Source organism: Methylobacterium platani, assembly GCF_001653715.1.
Classification (GTDB): domain Bacteria; phylum Pseudomonadota; class Alphaproteobacteria; order Rhizobiales; family Beijerinckiaceae; genus Methylobacterium; species Methylobacterium platani.
Genome location: NZ_LWHQ01000070.1, coordinates 21450 through 44414 on the forward strand (window position 1 = coordinate 21450; position 22965 = coordinate 44414).

The 22965-nt window shown below is 71.4% G+C and carries 21 protein-coding genes, 2 tRNA genes and 1 pseudogene; 11 read left to right on the forward strand and 13 right to left on the reverse strand.

Annotation, left to right across the window (positions count from 1 at the left end; genetic code table 11):
* Positions 1 to 199: 199 nt before the first annotated feature.
* The 3 genes from A5481_RS27795 to A5481_RS27805 form a co-directional block, all read right to left on the reverse strand.
* Positions 200 to 1195 (reverse strand): adenosine kinase, encoded by a 996-nt coding sequence (locus A5481_RS27795; protein ID WP_048437190.1) that lies wholly within the window; start codon positions 1193 to 1195, stop codon positions 200 to 202.
* Positions 1196 to 1264: 69 nt separating this feature from the next.
* Positions 1265 to 1816 (reverse strand): Uma2 family endonuclease, encoded by a 552-nt coding sequence (locus A5481_RS27800; protein WP_048437194.1) that lies wholly within the window; start codon positions 1814 to 1816, stop codon positions 1265 to 1267.
* A gap of 181 nt (positions 1817 to 1997) precedes the next feature.
* The gene (locus tag A5481_RS27805) at positions 1998 to 2309 is read right to left on the reverse strand and encodes a hypothetical protein (RefSeq protein WP_048437191.1); all 312 of its coding nucleotides are present in this window, start codon (positions 2307 to 2309) and stop codon (positions 1998 to 2000) included.
* Positions 2310 to 2440: 131 nt separating this feature from the next.
* Here A5481_RS27805 and A5481_RS27810 point away from each other — a divergent pair, with 131 nt between their 5' ends.
* The gene (locus A5481_RS27810; protein ID WP_082173579.1) at positions 2441 to 3370 is read left to right on the forward strand and encodes a protein-methionine-sulfoxide reductase heme-binding subunit MsrQ; all 930 of its coding nucleotides are present in this window, start codon (positions 2441 to 2443) and stop codon (positions 3368 to 3370) included.
* Positions 3371 to 3601: 231 nt separating this feature from the next.
* Here A5481_RS27810 and A5481_RS27815 read toward each other — a convergent pair.
* From A5481_RS27815 to A5481_RS27825, 3 genes are all read right to left on the reverse strand, one after another.
* Positions 3602 to 3677: transfer RNA gene (locus A5481_RS27815), tRNA-Phe, on the reverse strand.
* Between the two features lie 84 nt (positions 3678 to 3761).
* Positions 3762 to 3837, reverse strand: a tRNA-Phe gene (locus A5481_RS27820).
* 108 nt (positions 3838 to 3945) lie between these two features.
* Positions 3946 to 6330 carry a type IA DNA topoisomerase gene (locus tag A5481_RS27825; protein ID WP_156655660.1) on the reverse strand — a complete coding sequence of 795 codons (2385 nt, stop codon included), beginning with the start codon at positions 6328 to 6330 and terminating at the stop codon, positions 3946 to 3948.
* 498 nt (positions 6331 to 6828) lie between these two features.
* Between A5481_RS27825 and A5481_RS27830 the strand changes: the two genes are divergently transcribed.
* The 6 genes from A5481_RS27830 to A5481_RS27850 all read left to right on the forward strand — a co-directional run bounded on the left by A5481_RS27830 (position 6829) and on the right by A5481_RS27850 (position 13864).
* Entirely contained in the window at positions 6829 to 7818 is a 990-nt protein-coding gene (locus A5481_RS27830) for an ArsR/SmtB family transcription factor (protein WP_048434553.1), read from the forward strand.
* Positions 7819 to 7851: 33 nt separating this feature from the next.
* A complete protein-coding gene (metF, locus tag A5481_RS27835) occupies positions 7852 to 8766 on the forward strand; it encodes a methylenetetrahydrofolate reductase [NAD(P)H] (RefSeq protein ID WP_048434554.1) in 915 nt (304 codons plus the stop codon).
* Positions 8767 to 8864: 98 nt separating this feature from the next.
* Positions 8865 to 12614: a methionine synthase gene (metH, locus tag A5481_RS27840; RefSeq protein WP_048434555.1), complete on the forward strand. Its 3750-nt coding sequence runs from the start codon at positions 8865 to 8867 to the stop codon at positions 12612 to 12614.
* A gap of 108 nt (positions 12615 to 12722) precedes the next feature.
* Positions 12723 to 12968 carry an antitoxin gene (locus tag A5481_RS27845; protein WP_048434556.1) on the forward strand — a complete coding sequence of 82 codons (246 nt, stop codon included), beginning with the start codon at positions 12723 to 12725 and terminating at the stop codon, positions 12966 to 12968.
* Positions 12965 to 13372 carry a type II toxin-antitoxin system VapC family toxin gene (locus A5481_RS32920; protein ID WP_082173173.1) on the forward strand — a complete coding sequence of 136 codons (408 nt, stop codon included), beginning with the start codon at positions 12965 to 12967 and terminating at the stop codon, positions 13370 to 13372. The genes A5481_RS27845 and A5481_RS32920 overlap by 4 nt, the downstream gene beginning before the upstream one ends.
* Positions 13373 to 13438: 66 nt before the next feature.
* Positions 13439 to 13864, forward strand: coding sequence for a hypothetical protein (locus A5481_RS27850; RefSeq protein WP_048434557.1), 426 nt, complete (start codon positions 13439 to 13441; stop codon positions 13862 to 13864).
* 4 nt (positions 13865 to 13868) lie between these two features.
* On the opposite strand, the gene A5481_RS27855 is transcribed toward A5481_RS27850, so the two are convergent.
* Positions 13869 to 14081 (reverse strand): hypothetical protein, encoded by a 213-nt coding sequence (locus A5481_RS27855; RefSeq protein ID WP_048434558.1) that lies wholly within the window; start codon positions 14079 to 14081, stop codon positions 13869 to 13871.
* Between the two features lie 148 nt (positions 14082 to 14229).
* Between A5481_RS27855 and A5481_RS27860 the strand changes: the two genes are divergently transcribed.
* Together A5481_RS27860 and A5481_RS27865 are read left to right on the forward strand one after the other, a co-directional pair.
* Positions 14230 to 14775 (forward strand): formaldehyde-activating enzyme, encoded by a 546-nt coding sequence (locus A5481_RS27860; RefSeq protein WP_048434559.1) that lies wholly within the window; start codon positions 14230 to 14232, stop codon positions 14773 to 14775.
* A gap of 107 nt (positions 14776 to 14882) precedes the next feature.
* Positions 14883 to 15689: a collagen-like protein gene (locus A5481_RS27865; protein WP_048434560.1), complete on the forward strand. Its 807-nt coding sequence runs from the start codon at positions 14883 to 14885 to the stop codon at positions 15687 to 15689.
* A gap of 4 nt (positions 15690 to 15693) precedes the next feature.
* Here A5481_RS27865 and A5481_RS27870 read toward each other — a convergent pair whose 3' ends face one another.
* Positions 15694 to 16914, reverse strand: coding sequence for a TIGR03862 family flavoprotein (locus tag A5481_RS27870; protein WP_048434561.1), 1221 nt, complete (start codon positions 16912 to 16914; stop codon positions 15694 to 15696).
* 218 nt (positions 16915 to 17132) lie between these two features.
* Here A5481_RS27870 and A5481_RS27875 point away from each other — a divergent pair, with 218 nt between their 5' ends.
* Positions 17133 to 18179, forward strand: a complete 1047-nt coding sequence (locus A5481_RS27875; protein WP_048434562.1) for a TerC family protein — start codon at positions 17133 to 17135, stop codon at positions 18177 to 18179.
* Positions 18180 to 18249: 70 nt separating this feature from the next.
* Here A5481_RS27875 and sorU read toward each other — a convergent pair whose 3' ends face one another.
* The 5 genes and pseudogenes from sorU to A5481_RS27900 form a co-directional block, all read right to left on the reverse strand.
* Positions 18250 to 18576: a SorU family sulfite dehydrogenase c-type cytochrome subunit gene (gene sorU / locus A5481_RS27880; RefSeq protein WP_048434563.1), complete on the reverse strand. Its 327-nt coding sequence runs from the start codon at positions 18574 to 18576 to the stop codon at positions 18250 to 18252.
* 47 nt (positions 18577 to 18623) lie between these two features.
* Positions 18624 to 19859 (reverse strand): annotated as a pseudogene (sorT, locus tag A5481_RS27885) (SorT family sulfite dehydrogenase catalytic subunit).
* 114 nt (positions 19860 to 19973) lie between these two features.
* Positions 19974 to 20729 (reverse strand): N-acetylmuramoyl-L-alanine amidase, encoded by a 756-nt coding sequence (locus tag A5481_RS27890; RefSeq protein ID WP_048434564.1) that lies wholly within the window; start codon positions 20727 to 20729, stop codon positions 19974 to 19976.
* 21 nt (positions 20730 to 20750) lie between these two features.
* A complete protein-coding gene (locus A5481_RS27895; protein ID WP_048434565.1) occupies positions 20751 to 21476 on the reverse strand; it encodes a J domain-containing protein in 726 nt (241 codons plus the stop codon).
* Between the two features lie 163 nt (positions 21477 to 21639).
* Complete coding sequence (locus tag A5481_RS27900; RefSeq protein ID WP_048426387.1) at positions 21640 to 21909, reverse strand: hypothetical protein; 270 nt, start codon at positions 21907 to 21909, stop codon at positions 21640 to 21642.
* Positions 21910 to 22169: 260 nt separating this feature from the next.
* Between A5481_RS27900 and A5481_RS27905 the strand changes: the two genes are divergently transcribed.
* Positions 22170 to 22814, forward strand: coding sequence for an urease accessory protein UreE (locus A5481_RS27905; RefSeq protein WP_048434566.1), 645 nt, complete (start codon positions 22170 to 22172; stop codon positions 22812 to 22814).
* Positions 22815 to 22965: the final 151 nt, after the last annotated feature.

Below are 22965 nucleotides of genomic sequence, written 5' to 3' on the forward strand. Positions count from 1 at the left end.
CCGAAGCGGCGGTTCTCGACCAAAGGGGCCGCTCCCTGGCGGATGGTTTCTTGACTGCCGTGCCGCACGCCCGTGACGGACGTGCGACGCTCGCGTCCCGGTGCGCCGCAGCCTGTCTTCGCAAGACCGGCAACCACCGTTGCGAAGCCGGCTTAGCATCGGTCAAGCTCTGACGGAAGCGCCCGCAGCCAGGGGCTGCCTACAGCCCCGACTGCTCGGCCAGCGCCTTGAGGTCTCCTTGCGGCCGGGCGCCGAGATGCGAGATCACCTCGGCCGCCGCGACCGCGCCGAGGCGGGCGCAATCGGCGTGGTCGAGGCCGCGGGCGAGGCCGGCGAGGAAGCCCGCCGCGAACAGGTCGCCGGCGCCGGTGGTGTCGACCACCGCGCGCACCGGCGAGGCCGGCACCGACCGGGTCTCGTCGCCCGAGACCACCAGGGCGCCCTCTTCCGAGCGGGTGACGATCCCGAGGAGCCCCGTCTCCTGGCGCAGCGCCGCCAGGGCCGTGTCGGCATCGGCGGTCTGGTACAGGCTCTTCAGCTCGTGGATGTTGGCGAACAGGATGTCGAGGCTGCCGTCGCGGATGAGCCCCAGGAACTCGTCGCGGTAGCGGTCGACGCAGAAGGCGTCCGACAGGGTCAGCGCGACCTTGTTGCCGGCATCGTGCGCGATCTGCGCCGCCTTGCGGAACGCCTCCTTGGCGGCCGGCGGGTCCCACAGGTAGCCCTCGAGGTAGACGTGGCGCGCGCTCCGCACCGTCTCCTCGTCCACGTCCGAGGCCGAAAGGCCCTGGCAGGCGCCCAGATAGGTGTTCATGGTCCGCTCGCCGTCCGGCGTCACCAGCACGAAGCAGCGCGCCGTGGCCGGGCCCTCGCTCGCCGGGGCGACGTCGAAGCGCACGCCGGTGGCGTTGAGGTCGTGGGAGAACAGCCGGCCGAGCTCGTCGTCGCGCACCTTGCCGACGAAGCCGGCCCGCGCGCCGAGGAGGGCGGCGCCCACCGCCGTGTTGGCGCCCGAGCCGCCCGAGATGATCGTGGCGGGGCCCATCACCTGAAACAGGTGCTCGGCCCGGGCCTCGTCGATGAGCTGCATCGCGCCCTTGTGCACGCCCTCGCGCACCAGGAAGGCCTCGTCGGTGCGGGCCATCACGTCGACGATGGCGTTGCCGAGGACGAGGAGATCGAGGGGAGCGGTCATGCAGGGGCTCGCGCGCAAGGTGTTGGAGCGCCTGTCGCATCCGCGGTCGGGAGGGTCAAGCGCGGGAGCTCACGGCTCCTCGAACAGGGCGGCGACAGGGAGTTCGAGGCCCGGCGGGTCGAGGACCAGGGTGCCGTCCTGCAGGAGGGTGGTCTCGATCTCGCTGCCTGCGCGGCGGTGATGGACGACCATGCGCCGGTCTGGATCGACCATCAGGTAGTGCCGGATGCTCGGGACCCGGAAGTAGCCGGTGAGCTTCTCGCTCGAATCCGTCCGGCGGGTGCTCGGCGACGAAACTTCGACGACGATGACCGGATCCGGCACTTCGACGGACTTGGGGTCCCGGCGCGGTCCGCAATAGACAAGGGCATCCGGCTCGTAGGCCGTGCGGGCGTCCACGCGCACCGTCATTCCATCGGGGATTGCCCAGCAGGGAAGGCCGGCCGCACGGATGCCGCGCCGCAGCGCCGTGTAGACGGCGGCCTTGACCTCCGCGTGCAGCAGGCGTTGTGGCGTCATCTCGTAAACCTCACCGCGCACGAGTTCGTACCGTCCCGGATTGGTCTCGCTCCAGGCCAGGTACTCGTCGACGGTCATGCGGGTCTGCGGAAACGGCTTCATCGCGTCGAACCTGCCGATGGCTCCTTGCCCCGGCATCGTAGCACGCCGCTCACTGTTCGCCGAAGAGATCCTCTGCCGCGATCGCCGGCGGCGGCGCCTCGACCGCGTCGGGATCCATCCGGGATCGGGGCGGGCCAGCCATGGACTGAGCCTGCCACGGGACAAGCCTGCCACGCCCCCGTCACTGCAGCGACTGCATCTCGCAATTGGCGTAGGCGACGCTGCCGTCGGCGTAGGCCTTGAGCTTGCGGGCGTAGGCCTCGGCACCGGTGCGGTAGGGGCCGAGCTGCGCGTTGTAGGCCTTGATCCCGTCGTTGTAGGTGTAGGCCTCCCAGCCCGGGCAGCCGCCCTTGGCGTCGAGGCAGGCGGGTTTCTGCGGCAGGGCGGGCTTCACCGGCTTCTCGCTCGCCGGCGGCGGCATCGGCGCGGTGCAGGCGGCGTGGGCCGCGACGGGTGTCAGGAGCAGGAGGGCGGCGAGGGCTGTACGGGACACGGCTTGTCTCCTCACGGGGCGGGCTTTCGCGCTCGCGAAGGCCTCTCACGCCATCGTGTGGTCGGCGGCCCGGGTCAAACCCCAGCTCGCGGCTTATCTGTGGCGCATTCCGCATCGCATTCAGGTCCCGTATGACCGTCCACCCCCGGATCGCCGCTCCTCCGCCCGCTCCGTCTCGCGCCGTCTCCGCTCGGATTGCCTGGCCGTGGCTCGACCGGGCCGGCCGCCTGTCGCGGTTCAAGCTCGCGGTCTTCCTCCTCGCCCTGGCGCCCGGCCTGTGGTTCACCGGGGCCTACGCCCTCGACCGGCTCGGCGCGAAGCCGCTCACCGCCTACCTGCACGCCATGGGCGACTGGTCGGTGCGGTTCCTGATCGTCTCGCTCGCGGTCACGCCGATGCGGCGCATCGCCAACGCGCCGAAGCTCATCCTGGTGCGGCGGATGCTGGGGCTCACCGCGCTCGCCTACGCGGTCTTCCACTTCACCCTGTACATCGCCGACCAGAAGTTCGACCTCGCCCGGGTGGCGAGCGAGATCGCGTTCCGCATCTACCTCACGATCGGCTTTGCCGCCCTGCTCGGCCTCGTCGTGCTCGGCGTCACCTCGACCGACGGGATGATCCGGCGCCTCGGCAAGGCCTGGCCGCGGCTGCACCGGCTGGTCTACCCGCTCACCGCCCTGGCGCTGCTGCACTTCTTCATCCAGTCGAAGATCGACGTCTCGAACCCGGTCTACTGGAGCGGGCTGTTCCTGGCCCTGATGGGCTGGCGGCTGATGCACCGGCTCAAGGTGCCGACGGCGCCGCTGCCGCTCCTGGGGTTGAGCGTGGCGGCCGGGCTCGCGACCGCGGCGGTGGAGGCCCTGTGGTATGCCCTCGCCACCAACGTGCCGGCCACGGCGGTCCTGTCCGCAAATCTCGACTTCACCGACGACGTGCGGCCGGCCTGGTGGGTGTTCGCCACGGTGATCCTGATCGTGCCGCTCAACCTGTGGCAGAACCGGACCGTCTCCGGCGGCAAAGGGCCGGCGGCAAAGGGGTCGGTGCGCACCGCCAAGGCCTGATCGGGTGCGCTGACGGAACGGGAGTTTCTCGGTCATCCCAGGGCCGCGCAGCGGTGCCTGGGATGCATGGACGCCGACGGTTCAGGATGATGCGGGGGGATGACCGACTGGTGCTCGCCGCGGATGCGACGTCGAGCCCTCTTCCTCTCCGGCACGTCGAGACGGCCTCTCGGACAAGCTGGTTCAGCTCGCGTGCCGGCAACAAATCGTCGTTTGAGGAATGAAGAGAAATGGTGCCCGGGGACGGAGTCGAACCGCCGACACTGCGATTTTCAGTCGCATGCTCTACCAACTGAGCTACCCGGGCGCACCGGCCGCGCAAGGCGACGGTCCAAGCGCCAGAGATCGTCCCCCTCGAAGGACGGCACCACCCTTACCGACGATAAGGAAGTGGTGCCCGGGGACGGAGTCGAACCGCCGACACTGCGATTTTCAGTCGCATGCTCTACCAACTGAGCTACCCGGGCCCGCCGGCTGCGTGGGGCAGCGGCGTTGAGCGGCGGTATAGAGACGCTCGGTTCGCCTGTCCAGCCGTCTCATGCGGGCGCGCGGGCGATTGTTTGCCGGCACCGGCCTCACGCCCCGGCGGCGCGGCGGCGGCGCGGCGCGCGGCCCGGGCTCGCGGCCGCGCGGGGGCGGCGGGCCTTCTTCGCGGGCGTCTCGCGGGCGGGGGGCGCCTTGCCCGCCTTGGCCTCGCCGCCCGCATGGGCGTCGAGGAAGGCGCGGCAGGCGGCGAAGTCGGTCTCGATCTCGGGCGGCAGCGCCTCCAGGCGCTTCTCGCGGGCGAGCGAGGCGGCGAAGCGGAGCATCGCCGGGGTCGGCGGGCGGGCTTTGCCCTCGCCCGCCGGGGCCGCCTTCGGTCCGGCATGGGTGTTGAGGAAGACCCGGCAGGCGCCGGCCTCGCGCGTCGCCTCCGGCGGGAGGGGGATTCCCTTGCGGGCCGCCAGCGACTTGGCGAACGACACCATCGCGGCGGTCGGCGCGCGGCCGCCGCCGCGGGACGGCGCCTCGGCATCCACCTCCAGACGCTCGACCCCCGACACCGCGCCGATCAGCGCCTCGACCCGCTCGCGGGTGCGCTGGCGAAACGCCTCGGCCCGGCGTAACGCCTCCGCCTTCGTCGTCGCCCGGCCGATCTCGGCGAGCTCCGATTCGAACACCGCCCGCCCGACCGGATCGCCGTAGGCTGGGAACACCCGGCGCACCGCGGCGACGAAGGCGAGGCCGACCTCCGTCACGGCGATCGCCGGGTCCTTGCCCTTCAACAGCGTGACGTAGTGGCTCTTCATCAGCTTCGGCAGCACCGCGTCGCGGGTCGCGGCGGTGCCGAGACCCTTCGGCTCGGTCGGGTTGGCGGGGTTCTCCAGCGCCCGCTTCAGCGCCGGATCCTCGATCTGGTCGATCAGCCGGCCCATCACCACCGGCAGCTCGCCCCGGGTGATGCGCCGCGGCGGCTCGGTCCGGGCGGTCTCGATCACCGGCTCGCCGCCGGTGCCGGCCTCGCCGTCGCGGACCGCCGGCAGGCGCCCGGTCGTCGGCTCGTCGTCGGCCTTGGCCTTGCCGGGCACGACCTCGTCCTCGTCGGCCTCGGTGCCGTAGAGGGCGCGCCAGCCCGGCACCTTCACCACGCTGCCGGTGATGGCGAAGCGCTTCTGGCCGAGCGGGGTCGCGATATCGGCCGTCACCGTGGTGCGGGCGTCGATCCCGTCGGCCATGTGGGCGGCGAGGAAGGTCTTGGCGACGAGCAGCCACAGCCGCAACGCCTCGGGCGCCACGTCGCCCGGCCCCGGCACCTTGCGCAAGGGGACGATGGCGTGGTGCTCGCCCGGATCCTTGACGTAGTGGCCCCTCGGCCCGCGGCGGATCTGCGGGGTGTCGGGCGCATGCGCCGCGATGGTCGTGTCGGCGGTTGCGATCGCGGCGATCACCGCGGCGGCGTCCTTTCCTTGCGACTCCGGCAGGTGGATCGATTCGGTGCGGGGATAGGTGAGGTACCCCTTGTCGTAGAGCGCCTGGGCATGGCGCGCCGTCACCTGCGGGTCCCAGCCGAAGCGCTTGGCGCAGGCGCGCGCCAGGGTGTCCTTGGAATGCAGCTTCGGGGGCGTCCGCCGCACGTCCTTCTGCATCACCGCGAGCGGGCCGGCCCAGCCCGTCGCCGCGTCGCGGATCGCCTCGGCGTCCTGTATGTCGAAGATCTTCTCCTTCGGCGCGTGCCAGAGCGTCAGGCTCGCGCCGCTCTCGATCGTGACCGGCAGGGCGATCTTGTAGAAGTCGCGCGGCACGAAGGTGCGGATGCGCTCCTCGAGATCGGCGAGGATCGCCAGCGTCGGGGTCTGCACGCCGCCGAAGCGCCACGGCTCGCGGAAGGCCGGCGGGCGCAGGCGCAACGACACCGCCCGGGTACCGTTGAGGCCGAGATGCCAGTCCTCGTATTGCCGGCACAGGGCCTCGAGATAGGCCGCGTAGTCGCGCTCGCCGGAATCGTCCTCACGGGCCAGCAGCCCGAAGGCGCGGCGGATCGAGATCTCGTCCAGCGCCCCGAGCCGAAGCCGGTCGACCCGGCCGCGCCAGCCGAGATGCTCCAGCACCTCCCAGGCGATCATCGAGCCCTCGCGGCCCGGATCGGTAGCGATGATGACCCGCTCGACGCCGCTCAGCGCCTGGCGGATCGCCGCGATCTTCGGGGCATGCGACTGGCCCGAGCGGCCGTGGCCGGGGGCGACCGGCAGGCGCTCCATGGCGATCGGCAGCGCGTCGAAGCGCCAGGGCTTCCAGTCCGGCCGGATCTCCCCGGGCTCCGCCACCTCCAGCAGATGCCCCTCCGCCGCGACGCAGACCGTGCTGGCCGAGCGGAAGAACCGCTGCACCTGGCGCATCGCCGAGGGTTTCTCGAAGAAGAACAGCGTCTTGCCGCGGGAATCCGGACGGGACGACGAGCCGGGGGAGGTGGCCTGCGCCATGGCAGCGGGACGCTCCTGGACGGGCGGGCGGCCCGAACGAAGAGAGAACATACCGGAGGCGCCCGGGTACGGTCAACGCGGGGTTTCGGGAAAAGAATGGGCGCTGGTACTCCCCCTCTCCCCGCGGGCGGGGAGAGGACTTCATCGACCTTGTTGTCGATGAAGTGAGCGGAGGCGAAAGCCGGAGCGAGGGTGAGGGGGTCTCAACGAGTGAGGCTCCTCCGGAAGTACCTCCTCACCCTCGCGCTTCGCGCTACCTTCGCCCCCGGCAAGGGGGGCGAAGGCCTCTCCCCGCCCGCGGGGAGAGGGGGAGTACCCGCGCTTTGTCCTTTTCTCGGACCGCTCTGCCCTGAACCGGCGTAGCTCTCACCTCCGTGATTGCGTGCGATTCACCCCTCCCCGCCACGATCCCGCCCGCGTAAACGCCGCTTGCACCGTCGGCACTCCTCACATAAAGATATCTTTATGTTTCGCATCGGAGGCGAGGAGCCCCTCGGTATGACCGCCACCGTCCCCTTCGTCGACGCCCTGGGCGTGCTGCGGGCCGCCGCGGAGGAGACGCGCCTGCGCATCCTGGTGCTGCTCGGCGAGGGCGAATTGTCGGTTTCCGATCTCACCGACATCCTGGGCCAGTCGCAGCCGCGGATTTCCCGCCACCTCAAGCTCCTGGTCGAGGCCGGGCTGGTGGTTCGCCACCGCGAGGGTGCGTGGGCGTTCTTCCGCCTGCGCGAGGGCGCGGTCGGGCTGGTGGCGCCGCTCGTCGCCGCCCTCGATGCCGGGGAGCCGCCGCTCTCCGAGGACCGGGCCCGGCTCCAGGCGGTGCGGGCTCAGCGCGCGGAGGCCGCCCAGAGCTTCTTCGCCCGGCTGGCGCCGCAATGGGACCGGGTGCGCTCGCTCCACGTGCCGGAGGCCACCGTCGAGGCGGCGGTGCTCGAGGCGCTCGGCTCCGGCCCGATCGGCAGCCTCGTCGATCTCGGCACCGGCACCGGGCGGATGCTCGGCCTCCTGGCGCCGCGCGCCGCCCGGGCGACCGGGCTGGATGCCAACCACGCCATGCTGTCGGTCGCCCGCGCCAACCTGGAGCGCCAGGGCCTGACCCGGATCGACCTGCGCCAGGGCGACATCCATGCCCCGCCCTTCGGCCGGGCGAGCTTCGACCTCGTGCTGATCCACCAGGTGCTGCACTATCTCGACGACCCGGCCCGGGCCCTGCGCGAGGCCGCGCGCCTCGTCGCCCCGGGCGGCCGCCTGCTGGTGGTCGATTTCGCCCCCCACAGCCTGGAATTCCTGCGCGCGGACGAGGCGCATCGCCGCCTCGGCTTCGCGCCCGAGCAGGTCGCCGGCTGGCTCTCCGAGGCCGGCCTGACCGACGTGCGGCTGCGCCACCTCGCGCCTTCGGGGGGCGCGGAGCACCAGCTCACCGTCACGCTCTGGCTTGCCCATCACCCCGAATCCGCCGCCGGCCTGCCCGACCGCGCCGTCGCCTGAAGATCCGCCCTCATCCGTTCGCCGAGGCCGCCGATGTACCCCACCGCCTTCCGCCCGAGCCGCGACAGCCGCCGCCCGATCCGCGTTTCGTTCGAGTTCTTCCCGCCGAAGACCGCCGAGATGGAGGCGACCCTGTGGTCGTCGATCGAGCGTCTCGCGCCGCTCGGCCCGAGCTTCGTTTCGGTGACCTACGGCGCCGGCGGCTCGACCCGCGAGCGCACCCACAACACCGTGTCGCGCCTCGTCCGCGAGACCGACCTGAAGCCCGCCGCCCATCTCACCTGCGTGGCGGCCACCAGGGGTGAGGTCGACGAGGTGGTGCGCGCCTATCACGAGGCCGGCGTGCGCCACATCGTGGCCCTGCGCGGCGACCCGGCGGAGGGCGTCGGTACCGCCTACACGGCGCATCCGGGCGGCTACGAGCGCTCCTGCGACCTCGTCGCCGGCATCAAGCGCATCGGCGACTTCGAGGTCTCGGTCTCGGCCTATCCGGAGCGCCACCCCGAGGCCGGCTCCCTCGACCAGGACCTCGACGCGCTGAAGGCCAAGGTCGATTGCGGCGCCGACCGCGCCATCACCCAGTTCTTCTTCGACAACGACCTGTTCTTCCGCTACCTCGACCGGGTGCAGGCGCGCGGCATCGACATCCCGATCATCCCGGGCATCCTGCCGGTGCAGAACTTCAAGCAGGCCGCCAACTTCGCCCGCCGCACCGGCGCCTCGGTTCCGGACTGGCTCGCCGCCCGCTTCGAGGGGCTGGACGACGACGTCGCCACCCGCAAGCTGGTGGCCGCGGCGGTCGCCGCCGAGCAGGTGCTGGACCTCGTCGACCGCGGCGTCACCGACTTCCACTTCTACACCATGAACCGCGCCGACCTCGTCTACGCGATCTGCCACCTCTTGGGCTTGCGCGCGGCGTCGCCTGCGGCGGAGAAGGCGGCGGCCTGATACCCCGATGTCTCGACATCGCTGACGTTCGTCCGGGCCGCATGACGCGGCCCGGACCGATTCCATACCTCGATCGACCCGCTGGAAACCCCACCCCGATGACCGATTTCCGCCCCGCCGACGGTGCCGACATCCTGACCGCCCTGCGCCGGCGCGCGGCGGAGAAGATCCTCGTCCTCGACGGGGCGATGGGCACGGTGATCCAGCGCCTCGGCCTGACCGAGGCCGATTTCCGCAGCGACCTCTTCCGCGACCACGCCCACGACCAGAAGGGCAACAACGACCTCCTGATCCTCACTCAGCCCGACGCGATCCGGCAGATCCACCTCGACTACTTCCTCGCCGGCGCCGACGTCGTCGAGACCAACACCTTCTCGGGCACCACGATCGCCCAAGCCGATTACGGCATGGAATCGGTGATCCACGAGCTGAACGCGCAGGGCGCGCGGCTCGCCCGCGAGGCGGCGGTTCTCGCCGAGAAGCAGGACGGGCGCCGCCGCTTCGTCGCCGGCGCCATCGGCCCGACGAACCGCACCCTGTCGATCTCGCCGGACGTCAACAATCCGGGCTACCGCGCCGTCACCTTCGATCAGGTCCGCGAGGCCTATGCCGAGCAGGTGCGCGGCCTGATCGCCGGCGGCGCCGAGCTGATCCTGATCGAGACGGTCTTCGACACGCTGAACGCCAAGGCGGCGGTGGCGGCGGCCTGGCAGGTCTTCGAGGAGACCGGCACCCGGCTGCCGATCATGATCTCGGGCACCATCACGGATCTCTCGGGCCGCACCCTGTCGGGCCAGACCCCCACCGCCTTCTGGCACTCGTTGCGCCACGCCGATCCGCTCACCTTCGGCCTCAATTGCGCGCTCGGCGCCCGCGAGATGCGCGCCCATATCGACGAGCTCTCGCGCACCTGCGACACGCTGGTCTGCGCCTACCCCAATGCCGGCCTGCCGAACGAGTTCGGCCTCTACGACGAGAGCCCGGAGGCGATGGCCAAGCTCGTCGGCGAGTTCGCCGAGAGCGGCCTCGTCAACATGGTCGGCGGCTGCTGCGGCACCACGCCGGACCACATCCGGGCCATCGCCGGGGCGGTGGCCGGCAAGGCGCCGCGCCGGGTGCCGACCGTGAAGCCGCTGATGCGGCTGTCGGGCCTCGAGCCCTTCACGCTGACGCCCGAGATCCCGTTCGTGAACGTCGGCGAGCGCACCAACGTCACCGGCTCGGCGCGCTTCCGCAAGCTCGTCACCAACGGCGACTACGCCGCCGCCCTGGATGTCGCCCGCGACCAGGTCGCGGCCGGCGCCCAGATCATCGACGTCAACATGGACGAGGGCCTGCTCGATTCGCAGAAGGCGATGGTCGAGTTCCTGAACCTCGTCGCCGCCGAGCCCGACATCGCCCGGGTGCCGGTGATGATCGACTCGTCGAAGTTCCCGGTCATCGAGGCCGGCCTGAAATGCGTGCAGGGCAAGGCGATCGTGAACTCGATCTCCCTCAAGGAGGGGGAGGAGAAGTTCATCCACGAGGCCAAGATCTGCCGCTCCTACGGCGCCGCCGTGGTGGTGATGGCCTTCGACGAGCAGGGCCAGGCGGATTCGCTCGAGCGCAAGGTCGCGATCTGCACCCGCGCCTACAAGGTGCTGACCGAAAAGGTCGGCTTTCCCCCTGAGGACATCATCTTCGATCCCAACGTCTTCGCGGTGGCGACGGGCATCGAGGAGCATGACGGCTACGGCGTCGCCTTCATCGAGGCGGCCCGGATCATCCGCGAGACGCTGCCCCACGCCCATATCTCGGGCGGCATCTCGAACCTGTCCTTCGCCTTCCGCGGCAACGAGCCGGTGCGCGAGGCGATGCACGCGGTGTTCCTGTACCACGCCATCAAGGTCGGCATGGACATGGGCATCGTGAACGCGGGCCAGCTCGCGGTCTACGACGAACTGCCGGCGGAGCTGCGCGACTTGTGCGAGGACGTCGTCCTCAACCGCCGCGAGGACGCGACCGAGCGCCTGCTCGACGCCGCCGCTCGCTTCAAGGAAGGGGGACAGGCGCAGGCCAAGACCGCCGACCTCGCCTGGCGCGAGGCGCCGGTCGAGAAGCGCCTGGAGCATGCGCTCGTCAACGGCATCACCGAGTATATCGAGGCCGATACCGAGGAGGCGCGGGCAAAGGCCGAGCGTCCGCTCCACGTCATCGAGGGCCCGCTGATGGCCGGCATGAACGTGGTCGGCGACCTGTTCGGCGCAGGAAAAATGTTCCTGCCGCAGGTGGTGAAGTCCGCCCGCGTGATGAAGCAGGCCGTGGCCTACCTGATGCCGTTCATGGAGGAGGAGAAGGCCGCCAATGGCGGCGTCGGCGGCCGGCAGGCGGCCGGCAAGGTGCTGATGGCGACCGTGAAGGGCGACGTCCACGACATCGGCAAGAACATCGTCGGCGTCGTGCTCGCCTGCAACAACTACGAGATCATCGATCTCGGCGTGATGGTGCCGGCGGCGAAGATCCTGGATACGGCGCGGCGTGAGAACGTCGACATCGTCGGGCTGTCGGGCCTCATCACCCCGTCGCTCGACGAGATGGTCCACGTCGCGGCCGAGATGGAGCGCGAGGGCTTCGACGTGCCGCTGCTCATCGGCGGGGCGACGACCAGCCGGGTCCACACCGCGGTAAAGATCCACCCGGCCTACGCCAAGGGCCAGGCGGTCTACGTGACCGATGCCAGCCGCGCCGTCGGCGTGGTCTCGAACCTGCTCTCGCCCGACACCAAGGGGCAGACCATCGAGACGGTGCGGGCCGAGTACAAGCGCGTCGCCGAGGCCCATGCCCGCTCAGAGGCCGACAAGCAGCGCCTCCCCCTCGCGCGTGCCCGCGCCAACGCCTTCAAGGCCGACTGGTCGGCCTACACACCGGTCAAGCCGACCTTCACCGGGACGCGCGTCTTCCGCAGCTACGAGGTGGCGGAACTCGTCCCCTACATCGACTGGACGCCGTTTCTCCAGACCTACGAGTTCAAGGGCCGCTATCCGGCGATCCTCGACGACCCCGAGCAGGGACCGGCCGCCCGCGCCCTGTTCGAGGACGCGCAAGCCATGCTGCGCCAGATCGTCGAGGAGCGCTGGTTCAACCCGAAGGCGGTGATCGGCTTCTGGCCGGCCAACGCGGTCGGCGACGACATTCGGCTGTTCACCGGCGAGAGCCGGACGGAGACGCTCGCCACCTTCCACGGCCTGCGCCAGCAGCTCTCGAAGCGCGACGGGCGGCCCAATACCTGCCTGTCGGACTTCGTGGCGCCGGTGGAGAGCGGGCTGCCCGACTATGTCGGCGGCTTCGTAGTCACGGCGGGTCTCGAAGAGGTGCGGATCGCCGAGCGCTTCGAGCGCCAGAACGATGATTACAGGTCGATCCTGGTCAAGGCGCTGGCCGACCGCATCGCCGAGGCCTTCGCCGAGCGGATGCACGAGCGGGTGCGGCGGGAATTCTGGGCCTACGCGGCGGACGAGGCTTACTCGCCGGCGGATCTCGTCACCGAGCCTTATGCCGGCATCCGCCCGGCCCCGGGCTACCCGGCCCAGCCCGACCACACCGAGAAGACGACGCTGTTTTCCCTGCTCCAGGCCGAGCCGCGGATCGGCGTCAAGCTCACCGAATCCTACGCGATGTGGCCGGGCTCCTCGGTCTCGGGCCTCTACCTCGCCCATCCGGACGCGCATTACTTCGGCGTCGCCAAGGTCGAGCGCGACCAGGTCGAGGATTATGCTGCCCGCAAGGGGATGGACGTCGCCGAGGTCGAGCGCTGGCTCGGCCCGGTGCTGAACTACGACACGGCGCGGTATCGCGCGGCGGCCGAGTAGGGGCGCGGGCTCAGGCGTACGGTGCCGCGGCGGTGACCTGCCGCTGCGGCATGCGCTTGCGTCGGGCCTCGTCCGGCTCCATCTTGGACGGGAACCCCGGAGGCGCGCATGGGCGAGATCGCGAAGCTGTTCTGGACCGACGGCGCCCAGGCCGTACGGCTACCGGACGGATGGTGCCTCGAAGGCGAGGCGGTGCAGGTGCGCCGCGAGGGCAACGCATTGATTCTGGAGCCGATACCGGGGAACTGGGCTTGGCTGAAAGCTCTCGTCGGCCCGGTTGATGATGATTTCGCGGCGGCTGTTGCTGAGCAGCCGCCGCTGCCGGACAGCGACATGTCTGATGTCTTTCCGTGATTTACCTCCTCGACTCTAATGCCGTGATCGGCCTGTTGAAGGGGCATGCCGGGCTTTGGGCCCGGGTCGATCAGCAGAACGATACAGATGTTATTGTCTCAAGTATCGTTGCCCACGAACTCTTCTATGGAGCGTTCCGTAGCCAGAATCGAGCAGGATCCCTTGCTCGCGTCGATGCCTTGCGGTTTCCGATCCTGCCTTTCGACGCCTCCGATGCCCGCCGGGCTGGGGAAGTGCGAGCGTCTCTGGTAGCTATCGGTACGCCGATCGGTCCCTACGACGTGCTGATCGCCGGACAGGCCATTCAGCGAGGCTTGGTGCTGGTGACGCATAATCTGCGAGAGTTCCGCCGCGTCCCTGGTCTCGCGGTGGAGGACTGGGAAGCCGCAGACCTTGCCCCCTGACCCGGGCTTGACCGCCGCGCCCGCCCCGGCTCAAAGCTGGGCTTAAGGATGCGGGAAGGATCGGGGATGCGGACAGGACCAGGGGGGCTCGCCCTCGTCGCCGTGGCGGGCGCCGTCGTGGCGACGGCCGGCTGCACCGAATTCTCCTACATCTCGAAGACCTATGTCGGCCTGCCGCCGCAGGTGGTCACGATCGGCTGCAACGATCCCTACGAGGTCTACGACCAGCGCCAGCAGCGCAAGGTCCTGATCGTCTCGAACGGCCTGCGGGAATTCACCGGCTGCGGGCTCTCCGGCCAGGACCCGGCGCTGACGCGCCGGCGCCGCTTCTCGGAAGCGGCGACGACCTATCTGCGCGAGACGGCGCGGGACACCTGCACCATCGTCGGCGAGACGGTGTTCACCGACCTCCAGACCGAGTTCGTCTATTCCTGCGCCGAGCCGATCGAGAAGCCCGGCACCAAGGTGCCGCGGCTGCCGGGCCGGTACTGACCGCTCAGCCCTCGTCGGCGAGCGGCGGGTGCGGGAAGGTGCGCTCGGCCGCGTCGCCGGCGGCGGCCAGCATCGCCCGGGCGAAGCGGCGCGCCTCGGCCCGGTCGAGGGCGATCGCCGCCGTGACCGGCGCGCCGTCGAGATCGGCGAGGTCCAGCTCGAGCCGCACGCCCGCCTCGGTCGGGCTCACCCGCAGGGTCCAGTCGCGATCGCTCATCCGTCCGCTTCGTCTCTTCGGGGGCGGGACGCCCCGACCCTCGGCCTATAGACCAATTTCCGGACAGGTCGATGGGTTCGCCACCGTTGACGCTGCGGCGTGTGCCGTGGTCGACCCGCGCCGGGACTCGAACCTGAGGAATCGGACCATGAGCGAGATCGTCTTCCGCACCGGCGAGGCCACCGTGCTGGCGGCCGAGGGCCAGTATACCGACGCGATGCCCGAGGTGCTGATCGGCTCGGTGCGCGGGCCCGTGGGCCAGGCCTTCGCCTCGATGATGGGGCAGGTCCAGGGCCATACCCGGATGTTCGTGGTGCGCGACCTCAACCAGCTGGTGCGCCCGGCCACGATGATGACCACCAAGGCGACGATCCACACCGCCGAGTACGTCGAGCTCCTCGGCGGCGTGGTCCAGGCCGCCACCGGCGACGCCATCGTCGACTGCATCATCGAGGGCATCCTGCCCCGCGACGGGCTCGACGAGCTGTGCATGATCATCATGATCTGGCTCGACCCGCGCTGCCCCGAGGATCCGAACCTCGACCGCAAGGACCTCTACCGCACCAACTACGAGGCGACGAAGCTCGCCATCGCCCGGGCGCTGAAGGGCGAGCCGAGCGTCGACGAGCTGATCGCCAACCGCCACACGGTGCGCCACTACGCCCTCGAGGGCGTGCTCGACGACGAGGCCTGAGCGCGGGATCGGAGCCCGATCTGCGCAGTTGACCGAAGTTTGACAGCGCCCCAAGGTGCGGCGCCCGCGAGAGCGGGGCCATTTTCGTCACGCCTTGGGGCCGAACGATGCGTCCATCCCGCGCCGCGTTGATCCTGTCTGCTGCCCTGTCCGCCTGGGCCGTCCTGCCCGGTGCGGGGCTCGCGCAGCCGGCGCCGGCGGGCGGGCGCGCCGCCACACCGGCACAACCGGCCATCACGGTCTGGGACGCCCGGATCGAGGCCGGCGACCTCACCGTCTCGGGCAGCGTCGGCAAGGCCGGCGTGGTCGTCACCCTCGACGACGACATCCCGGTCACCTCGGACAAGCGCGGGCGCTTCACCCTGAAGGTGCCCTACGTGCCGCAGAACTGCGTCGCGACCCTCAAGGCCGGCGAGGCCTCCCGGGAGATCGCGATCGCCAATTGCGGCGCCACCGGCGCGCCGGGCCCGAAGGGCGAGCCGGGCCCGACCGGGCCGCAGGGTGTGGCCGGGCTCGCCGGGCCGAAGGGGGATGCGGGCCCCAGGGGCGAGATGGGACCCAAGGGTGATGCGGGCCCGAGAGGCGAGGCGGGGCCGAAGGGCGACGCCGGCCCGAGGGGCGAGCCGGGTGCTCCCGGCGCGAAGGGCGAGGCGGGCCCCTCCGGGCCGCAGGGGCCGGCCGGATCGGCGGGCGCCACGGCGGCGGCGACCGCCGCCCTGCCGTTCCGGATGCTGCGCACCGACGGCTGCGCCAAGCCGCATTGCGAGCTCGTCTGCGACGAGGGCGAGACCTTCGTGTCGGCCTATTGCCTGCGCGGCGGCAACCCGAACTTCACCCGCCGGGAGAGCGGCGAGGCGGTGGCGCTGTGCCCGCCGGACAGCTCGGGCATGGTCGGGTTCTGCGCGAAGCTGTGATCCCTCACCGCTCCCCGAGCCACGCCAGCGCCCCCTTCGCCGCCGCCCGGCCGCCGGCGAAGCTCGCCTGGAGCAGGTAGCCGCCGGTCGGCGCTTCCCAGTCGAGCATCTCGCCGGCCAGGAACGTGCCGGGGCGCGTTCGCAGCATGAAACGGTCGTCGAGAGCCCCGGCGGTGACGCCGCCGGCGCTCGAGATCGCCCGCTCGATCGGCCGCAGGCCGGTGAGCCGCAGCGGCACCGCCTTGACGAGGGCGGCGAGGGAGGCGGGGTCGGCCGGCAGGTCGCGCGCCGCCTCGCGCAGCAGGCCGGCCGCGGGCGGGCTCAACCCCGCCGCCTTGCGCAGCACCGTGGCGCGGGACTCCTTCGGCCGGGCGCCCGCGAGGCGGCGCGCCAGCGCCGCCGCGTCGAGGTCCGGCCTCAGGTCGAGCCGGACCACCGCCTCGCCCCCGGCCTCGATCGCCTCGCGGATCGGCCGCGACAGGGCGTAGACCGCGCCGCCCTCGATCCCGTCGCGGGTGATCACCGCCTCGCCCCGCACCGTGCCGGATCCGAGGGAGAGCGCGATGCGCTTGAGCGGCGCGCCGGCGAAGCGCTCGGCGAAGACCGGCGACCAGGCGGCGGTGAAACCCGCATTGGCCGGCCGCAGCGGGCTGACGGCGATCCCCTCGGCCTCCAGCACCGGCACCCAGGCACCGTCGGAGCCGAGCCGCGGCCAGCTCGCGCCGCCGAGCGCCAGGACCGTCGCGTCGGCCTGCAGCGTCGCCGGGCCGTCCTCGCCCGACAGCGCTAGGGCTCCCCCGGCGTCCCAGCCGGTCCAGCGGGTGCGGGTGCGAAGCCGGACGCCGAGGCGGTCGAGCCGCGCGAGCCAGGCCCGCAGCAGTGGCGAGGCCTTGAACGCCTCCGGGAACACCCGGCCGCTCGACCCGACGAAGGTCGGCTGGCCGAGCCCCTCGCACCAGTCGCGCAGGGCCTGCGGCGGAAAGTCCCGGATCGCCGCGTCGAGGCGCCGCTCCGGCGGGGCGTAGCGGGCGAGGAAGCGCTCCAGCGGCTCGCTGTGGGTCAGGTTGAGGCCGCCGCGCCCGGCGATCAGCAGCTTGCGTGCCGGCGACGGCATCCGCTCGATCACGGTGACCGCGAGGCCCGCCTCCGCCAGGATCTCGGCGGCCGCAAGGCCCGCGGGACCGCCCCCGACCACCGCCACGTTTCGCACGCTCAGTCTCGTCATGCGCGCCCCAAGGCCGCGACGGCGGCCGGCCTGTCAACCTGCCGCAGGGGCAGCGCGCGAAAAATACAGCGTGGCCGCAAGGCCGGGCCGCCCTTGATCCGCCGCCATCCGGGACATAAGTCCGACCCATCGGCTGCGGGCCCCTCTGGCGAGCTGCGCTTCTCGCGCTCGTGATGTCGGAGCCGATGCTTTCTTCCTCGAAGCATCACGGTCCCGCGATGGTCGATTTCCTGTATATGACGTGGCTCGGCAAGCCGATCTGGATGTGGCTCGGCTTCCATGCCGTCATCTTCATCCTGCTCGCCCTCGATCTCGGCCTCCTGCATCGCGACAAGAGCCGCGAGATCGGCGTGAAGGAGAGCCTGCTCCTCACCGCCTTCTACCTCAGCCTCGGGCTGCTCTTCGGCGGCTGGGTGTGGTGGTATCTCGGGCCCCAGGCGGGCCAGGAATACCTGGCCGGTCTCATCGTCGAGAAGTCGTTGTCGATGGACAACGTCTTCGTCATCGCGGTGATCTTCGGCTATCTCGGCATTCCCCGCAACGCCCAGCACCGGGTGCTGCTGTGGGGCATCCTGGCGGCGATCGTGCTGCGCGGGCTGATGATCGGGCTCGGCGCCGCCCTCGTCCACCAGGCCGAATGGGTGCTGACGATCTTCGCCGCCTTCCTGATCTATGCCGGCATCAAGATGCTGGTCTCGGGCGACGAGGAGGAGGGCGAGAACACGTCCGCCGACCGCTTCACCGGCTTCATGCGCAAGCACATGCGGGTGACCGACGAGCTCGACGGCCAGAACTTCACCACCCACCGGCCGGACCCGAAGACCGGCAAGCCGGTGCGCTGGCTCACCCCGCTCGCCCTCGCCCTGGTGCTGGTCAACGGTGCCGACGTGATCTTCGCGGTCGACAGCGTGCCGGCGATCTTCGCGATCACCACCGACACCTACGTGGTCTACACCTCGAACATCTTCGCGATCCTGGGCTTGCGCGCGCTCTATTTCGCGCTCGCGGCGATGGTCGACCGCTTCGCCTATCTCAAGACCGCGCTCGCCCTGATCCTGATCTTCATCGGCCTGAAGATCGTGGTCGCCGACACCTTCGAGCTGATCGAGATCCAGCCCTGGGTCGCCCTGGTGGTGACCGTGGTCCTGCTCGCCGGCGGCATCGTCTACAGCCTGTGGCGCACCCGCGGCGCGGCCGAGGCGCCGGCCGAGCTCCCGCCCCAGGCCGAGGCCCCGCGCGAGCGGCTCGGCAGCAGCCACGGGTGAGGGACGATCGTCGAGGGGCGCCGAACGCGCCCCTCCGGCGCCCGGGTGTCTTCCCGGGCCGCCCCGACGCCTACCGGGAGGCGCCGGTGGCCGTCGCCACGTAGAGGGCGACGGCGGCGACCTGCTCCGGGGTCAGGTCCTCGAAGGCCGGCATCACCCCGATGCCGGTCGTCACCGCGGTGGCGACCCGGCCCGCATCCGGCTTCAGCGTGTCGAGGACCGGCCCGACCGTCCCGGTCGTGCCGGCATCCGCCAGCGTGTGGCACACCCCGCATCCCGGCTCGGCCAGCTCGGTGAAGACCCGCTTGCCGAGGGCAAGGCGCGCCGGATCCGCCGAGGCCGGGGCCGCGGCGAAGGCCAGGACGAGGCAGAGGACGGGACGGGTCGCAGCGTTCATCGCGAGCTTTCGCGGCCGGGATGCGGGCCGGAGGGCGGGAAGGGGGCTCAGGCGGTTCTCAGGGTGAGGGCCGGCCCGCGCCAGCCGTTGTAGCTGTAGCCGCCGCCATTCGGCGGCGTTTCCTCGGGCTGGACGTTGCCGGCCGCATCGGTCGCCCGGCTCACGAGGACGTGCGTGCCCGCCGGCAGATCGACCGGGAGGGCGAATTGCCGCCAGGCGTAACGCCCGAGATCGGGGCCGATGAAGGGCGCATCGCTCCAGGTGCGGCCGCCATCGATCGACACCTCGACGCGGGACACCGCGTTCATGCCGCCGAAGGCGACGCCGGTGACGATCGCGCGGCCCGCCGCCCCGTCCTCCAGGGGCGCGGTGATCCACGAGCGCACCGGCTGTTCCCAGACCGACGGCTGGGCGGGGCCGGCCTTCTCGCCGACGCCGTGCATGCGGTAGCTCGCGGCCTGGATCTTGGCGTCGGTCTCGACGGCCGTCAGCGCCACCGCCTTGACGTACTAGATGTTGTTCACGCCCGAATAGCCCGGCACGATCATCCGCAGCGGGCCGCCATGCGCCAGCGGCAGCGGCTCGCCGTTCATCTCCCAGGCCAGGAGCACCGTGTCGAGGGTCGAGATCGGGACCGAGCGCTCCACGATCACGTCCTTGGGCTTCAGCCCGTCCGGCAAGTCCTCCCCGCCCGTCCCGGTGACGAATTTCGCCCCGGCCGCCGGACCACCGAGCGCGTCGACCACGGCCTTGAGCGGCACGCCGGTCCAGATCACGCAGCCCGCCGCCCCGACCGTCCAGGGCGTGCCCGCGATCTTCTGGCCCGGCTGCAGCGCGTCCTGCATGTACTTGCGCCCGTTGCCGGAGCATTGCAGCACCGTGGCGACGCTCGCGAGGCCCAGGCGCTTCAGCTCGGCCAGCGTCAGCGTGCGCGGTTCGGCCACACCCGCGATGTCGACTTGCCAGGCATTCCGATCGGCGACGATGCCGTCCGAAGGCGGGTTGACGTTGTTGCGGATGAACAACCGGTCGACGGGCGTGACGACGCCGCTGCCGGCGCGGCCCCGCTTCGTCTCCACCGTCTGGTTGGAATGGACGATGAAGGCATCCGGGTCCTTCCAGGCGATGTAGCCGGGCAAGCCTTTGGCGTCGGGCTTCTGCGGCGCTGGCTTGACGGGATCCGCGCCGGGGCTCTGGGCGCGGGCGGAGGAGGTCATGCCGATCGCCCCGGCGGCCGTGCCGGCCAGGAAGCGTCGTCGATGCAGGATCGTCGGCTCGGACACGCGAAAATATCCTCCCGCTTCTTATCGTTGGAGAAGATGTTTCTGCGGCGTGCCCCTCGGGCCGTCAAGCGGCCGGCGCCGCCGCGGGTCCCTTCGGCCGCCGTCGGGCACGCCTCACGCCGGCTTGCCGGCGAGCAGGTCCCGCAACGTCGTGATGGTCGAGGCATCCGCCACCCCGTCGGCCCGGGCCGGCCGGAAATGGCGCTGGAACGCCGTCACCACGGCCTTCGTCCTCGCGTCGAAGGTGCCGCTCACCGGCACGTCGTAGCCGTAGAGCGCGAACATCGATTGCAGCGCCTCGATCGGCTGGCCGGCATCGCCCTCCGAGAAGAAGCGCCCGTCGCGGATCGGCGTCGGCGCGACCCAGTGGCCGATCCCGTCCCGGGCGAGGGCGCCCCAGGGAAAGCTCTCGCCCGGATCGATCTTGCGCTCGGGCGCGATGTCGGAATGGCCGAGCACCCGGTCGGGCCGGATCGGCCAGCGCGCGAGGATGTCGCGACAGAGCGCCGTCACCGCCGCCATCTGCGCCTCCGGATAGGGTGCCAGCGTGCCGTCCCCGGCATGGCCCGGATGGGCGATCTCGATCCCGATCGAGCGCGAGTTCACGTCGCGCACGCCCTCCCAGGCCGAGATCCCGGCATGCCAGGCGCGGCGGGCCTCCGGCACCATCTGCACGACCCGGCCCTCCTCGAAGACGAGGTAGTGCGACGAGACCTTGGACAGCGGGTTGCAGAGCCGCAGCAGCGCCTCGGCGGCGCTCGCCATGCCGGTATAGTGCAGGATCAGCACGTCGACCGGCAGGGTCCGCTCGTCGTGGTTGGGGGAGGGCACCACCTGGGTGGCGACCGGGCTGTCGGGGGTGAGGCTCATGGCGGGGGAAGGCCCTCGGGCTCAGCTCAGGTGCCGCTCGGCGGCGATGCGGTCGTAGGCGGCGTTGATCGCCGCGAGACGCCGGGTCGCGATGGCCACCGCGGCGGGCGGGAGGCCGCGGGCGATCGCCCGGTCGGGATGGTTCTCGGAGACCAGCGCCCGGTAGCGCGCCTTCAGCTCGGGCCCGGCGAGCGAGCGGTCGACGCCCAGGACCTCGTAGGGATCGTCGGCGACGCGGACGTGCCGGGCGGTGATCGCGGCGAAGCGGGCCTCGTCGACGCCGAAGATCTCCGCCACCGCGGCGAGGTAGCGCGCCTCGCTCTCGTGGATCGCGCCGTCCGCCTTGGCGATGTGGAACAGGCCGTCGAGCACGTCCTCGAGCAGGGCCGGCTCGTCGCGGAAGGCCTCGGCGACCTGGCTCGCATAGCCCTCGAAGCCGCTGGTGGTGCGCTTGGCGAGGTCGAACAGCCGCTCGACGCCGGCGCGCTCGCCCTCGGGCACCTGCACGATGTCGGCGAAGGCCGCGACCTCGGAGGGCGTCACCACCCCGTCCGACTTCGCCATCTTGGCGGCGAGCGCGACGAGCCCGGTGGTGAACACCACCTCGCGGGGGGTGGGCCCGAACAGCGAGCCCTCGCGGTCGAGGAGGAAATGGCCGGCGACGGCGCCGATCAGCGCGCCGAGCGGACCGCCGGCGGCCAGCCCGATGCCGGCGCCGCCGAGCTTGCCCCAGACGCCCTGGCTCACGCGCGCCTCCCGGAGTGGAAGCGGTGGCGGAGGAGCGTCGATGGTCGGGCGGAAGCGAGCGTCATGACGCTCTTCTAGCGCCCCGCACGCTTCCGCGGAATGTGGAAGCGCACGTCGGGACGAGCCCGGCGGCCGCGCCGCCGGGACCGTCATGCGACGCCGATCAGCGGCAGTAGACGTTGCCGTAGGGGTCGCGATAGGTGCCGTACGGGCATTGCGGCGCGGTGGCCGCGCCGACCACGGCGCCGCCGGCCGCGCCGATGAGGCCGCCCGCGAGCGCGCCGCCGGCCCGGCCCGTGGCCGCCGCGCCGATCGCCGCGCCGGTCAGGCCGCCGAGGGCGGCGCCGCCGGCCGCGCGGTCGCCGGGGGTGTTGCAGGCGCCGAGCGAGAGCGCCAGGGCGCCGGCGAGCGTGGCGGCGATGAGCTTCTTCATGATCCTATCCCCTCGTGCGTGTCGCGGTCCGGCTTCCGGGCGTCGCGCCCGCGCCGCTGCCTCCCAGCTTAGCCGTGCCGCAGCTTAACGCCAAATGAGCTTGGCCGTGCGATGGTTCCCCGGGCTGCCGCCGGCTGGGTAACGAACCGTTAAGGTGCGGCGGCAGGGCCACACCGGGCCGCGGGAAGCCCTGCCGCATGACGGCGAAATGCTCTACAGGGAGGCCCGAACGCACGAAGCCCGCGAGGAGCCCTCCGCCCATGCAGCGCGCCACCACCATCGTCCGCAAGGCCGCCGTACGCCCCGATGCCGTCGCCGACGAGGTCGCCCTCGACCACGCCGCCCGCTCGCGCCGCCACGCCGACCTGACCGCGCAGGGCGGCCTCGCCGTCCGGCTCGACCTCGACCGCGAGACCACGCTCGAGGACGGCGACGCGGTGCGCCTCGAGGACGGGCGCCTGGTGCGCATCCTCGCCGCCCCGCAGGCCCTGCTCGCGGTGACGGCCGAGAACCCGGCCCGCCTGACCCGCCTCGCCTGGCAGCTCGGCAGCAACCACGTCCAGGCCGAGGTGACGGCCGAGGGGCTCTTCGTCCTCGACGATCCGGCGGTCGCCGAGCTGATCCGCGGCCAGGGCTGCACCGCGACCGCGCTGCAGCGCCCCTTCCGTCCGGAGAAGGAGGCGGCGGCGCACGACCACAGCACCTGCGGGCACGACCATCATCACCACGGCTATGAGCACCATGGGCATGATCATCACGGCCATGAGCACCATGGGCATGAGCCCCACGACCACGGGCATCACGCGCACGATCCTCACCGTGATCACGGCCATCAACACGGCCACGCGCACGACCGCCACGATCAAGGGCACGTCCACGGCCCGGACTGCAAGCACGGTCACTGACGCCGGTTCGGGGGCGCGTCCGGCGGACCATCGTCCGCCGGGCCGGTCGACGCCTCAAGGCATCCTCCCCGGCGAATCGTCGATGAGAAGGCGCAGGATCGCGCGTGTCAACCGGTGCGTACCCAGCCCTCAGGGCCATTCAAAGAAAGCC

Coding starts and splice junctions, on each gene's coding strand:
- A5481_RS27905 (WP_048434566.1), top strand. CDS start 22,170: ATGCAGCGCGCCACCACCATCGTCCGCAAGGCCGCCGTACGCCCCGAT.
- A5481_RS27860 (WP_048434559.1), top strand. CDS start 14,230: ATGAGCGAGATCGTCTTCCGCACCGGCGAGGCCACCGTGCTGGCGGCC.
- A5481_RS27900 (WP_048426387.1), bottom strand. CDS start 21,909: ATGAAGAAGCTCATCGCCGCCACGCTCGCCGGCGCCCTGGCGCTCTCG.
- A5481_RS27865 (WP_048434560.1), top strand. CDS start 14,883: ATGCGTCCATCCCGCGCCGCGTTGATCCTGTCTGCTGCCCTGTCCGCC.
- A5481_RS27875 (WP_048434562.1), top strand. CDS start 17,133: ATGGTCGATTTCCTGTATATGACGTGGCTCGGCAAGCCGATCTGGATG.
- A5481_RS27795 (WP_048437190.1), bottom strand. CDS start 1,195: ATGACCGCTCCCCTCGATCTCCTCGTCCTCGGCAACGCCATCGTCGAC.
- A5481_RS27830 (WP_048434553.1), top strand. CDS start 6,829: ATGACCGCCACCGTCCCCTTCGTCGACGCCCTGGGCGTGCTGCGGGCC.
- A5481_RS27845 (WP_048434556.1), top strand. CDS start 12,723: ATGGGCGAGATCGCGAAGCTGTTCTGGACCGACGGCGCCCAGGCCGTA.
- A5481_RS27855 (WP_048434558.1), bottom strand. CDS start 14,081: ATGAGCGATCGCGACTGGACCCTGCGGGTGAGCCCGACCGAGGCGGGC.
- sorU (WP_048434563.1), bottom strand. CDS start 18,576: ATGAACGCTGCGACCCGTCCCGTCCTCTGCCTCGTCCTGGCCTTCGCC.
- A5481_RS27825 (WP_156655660.1), bottom strand. CDS start 6,330: ATGGCGCAGGCCACCTCCCCCGGCTCGTCGTCCCGTCCGGATTCCCGC.
- A5481_RS27870 (WP_048434561.1), bottom strand. CDS start 16,914: ATGACGAGACTGAGCGTGCGAAACGTGGCGGTGGTCGGGGGCGGTCCC.
- A5481_RS27850 (WP_048434557.1), top strand. CDS start 13,439: ATGCGGACAGGACCAGGGGGGCTCGCCCTCGTCGCCGTGGCGGGCGCC.
- metF (WP_048434554.1), top strand. CDS start 7,852: ATGTACCCCACCGCCTTCCGCCCGAGCCGCGACAGCCGCCGCCCGATC.
- A5481_RS27810 (WP_082173579.1), top strand. CDS start 2,441: ATGACCGTCCACCCCCGGATCGCCGCTCCTCCGCCCGCTCCGTCTCGC.
- A5481_RS27890 (WP_048434564.1), bottom strand. CDS start 20,729: ATGAGCCTCACCCCCGACAGCCCGGTCGCCACCCAGGTGGTGCCCTCC.
- A5481_RS27800 (WP_048437194.1), bottom strand. CDS start 1,816: ATGAAGCCGTTTCCGCAGACCCGCATGACCGTCGACGAGTACCTGGCC.
- metH (WP_048434555.1), top strand. CDS start 8,865: ATGACCGATTTCCGCCCCGCCGACGGTGCCGACATCCTGACCGCCCTG.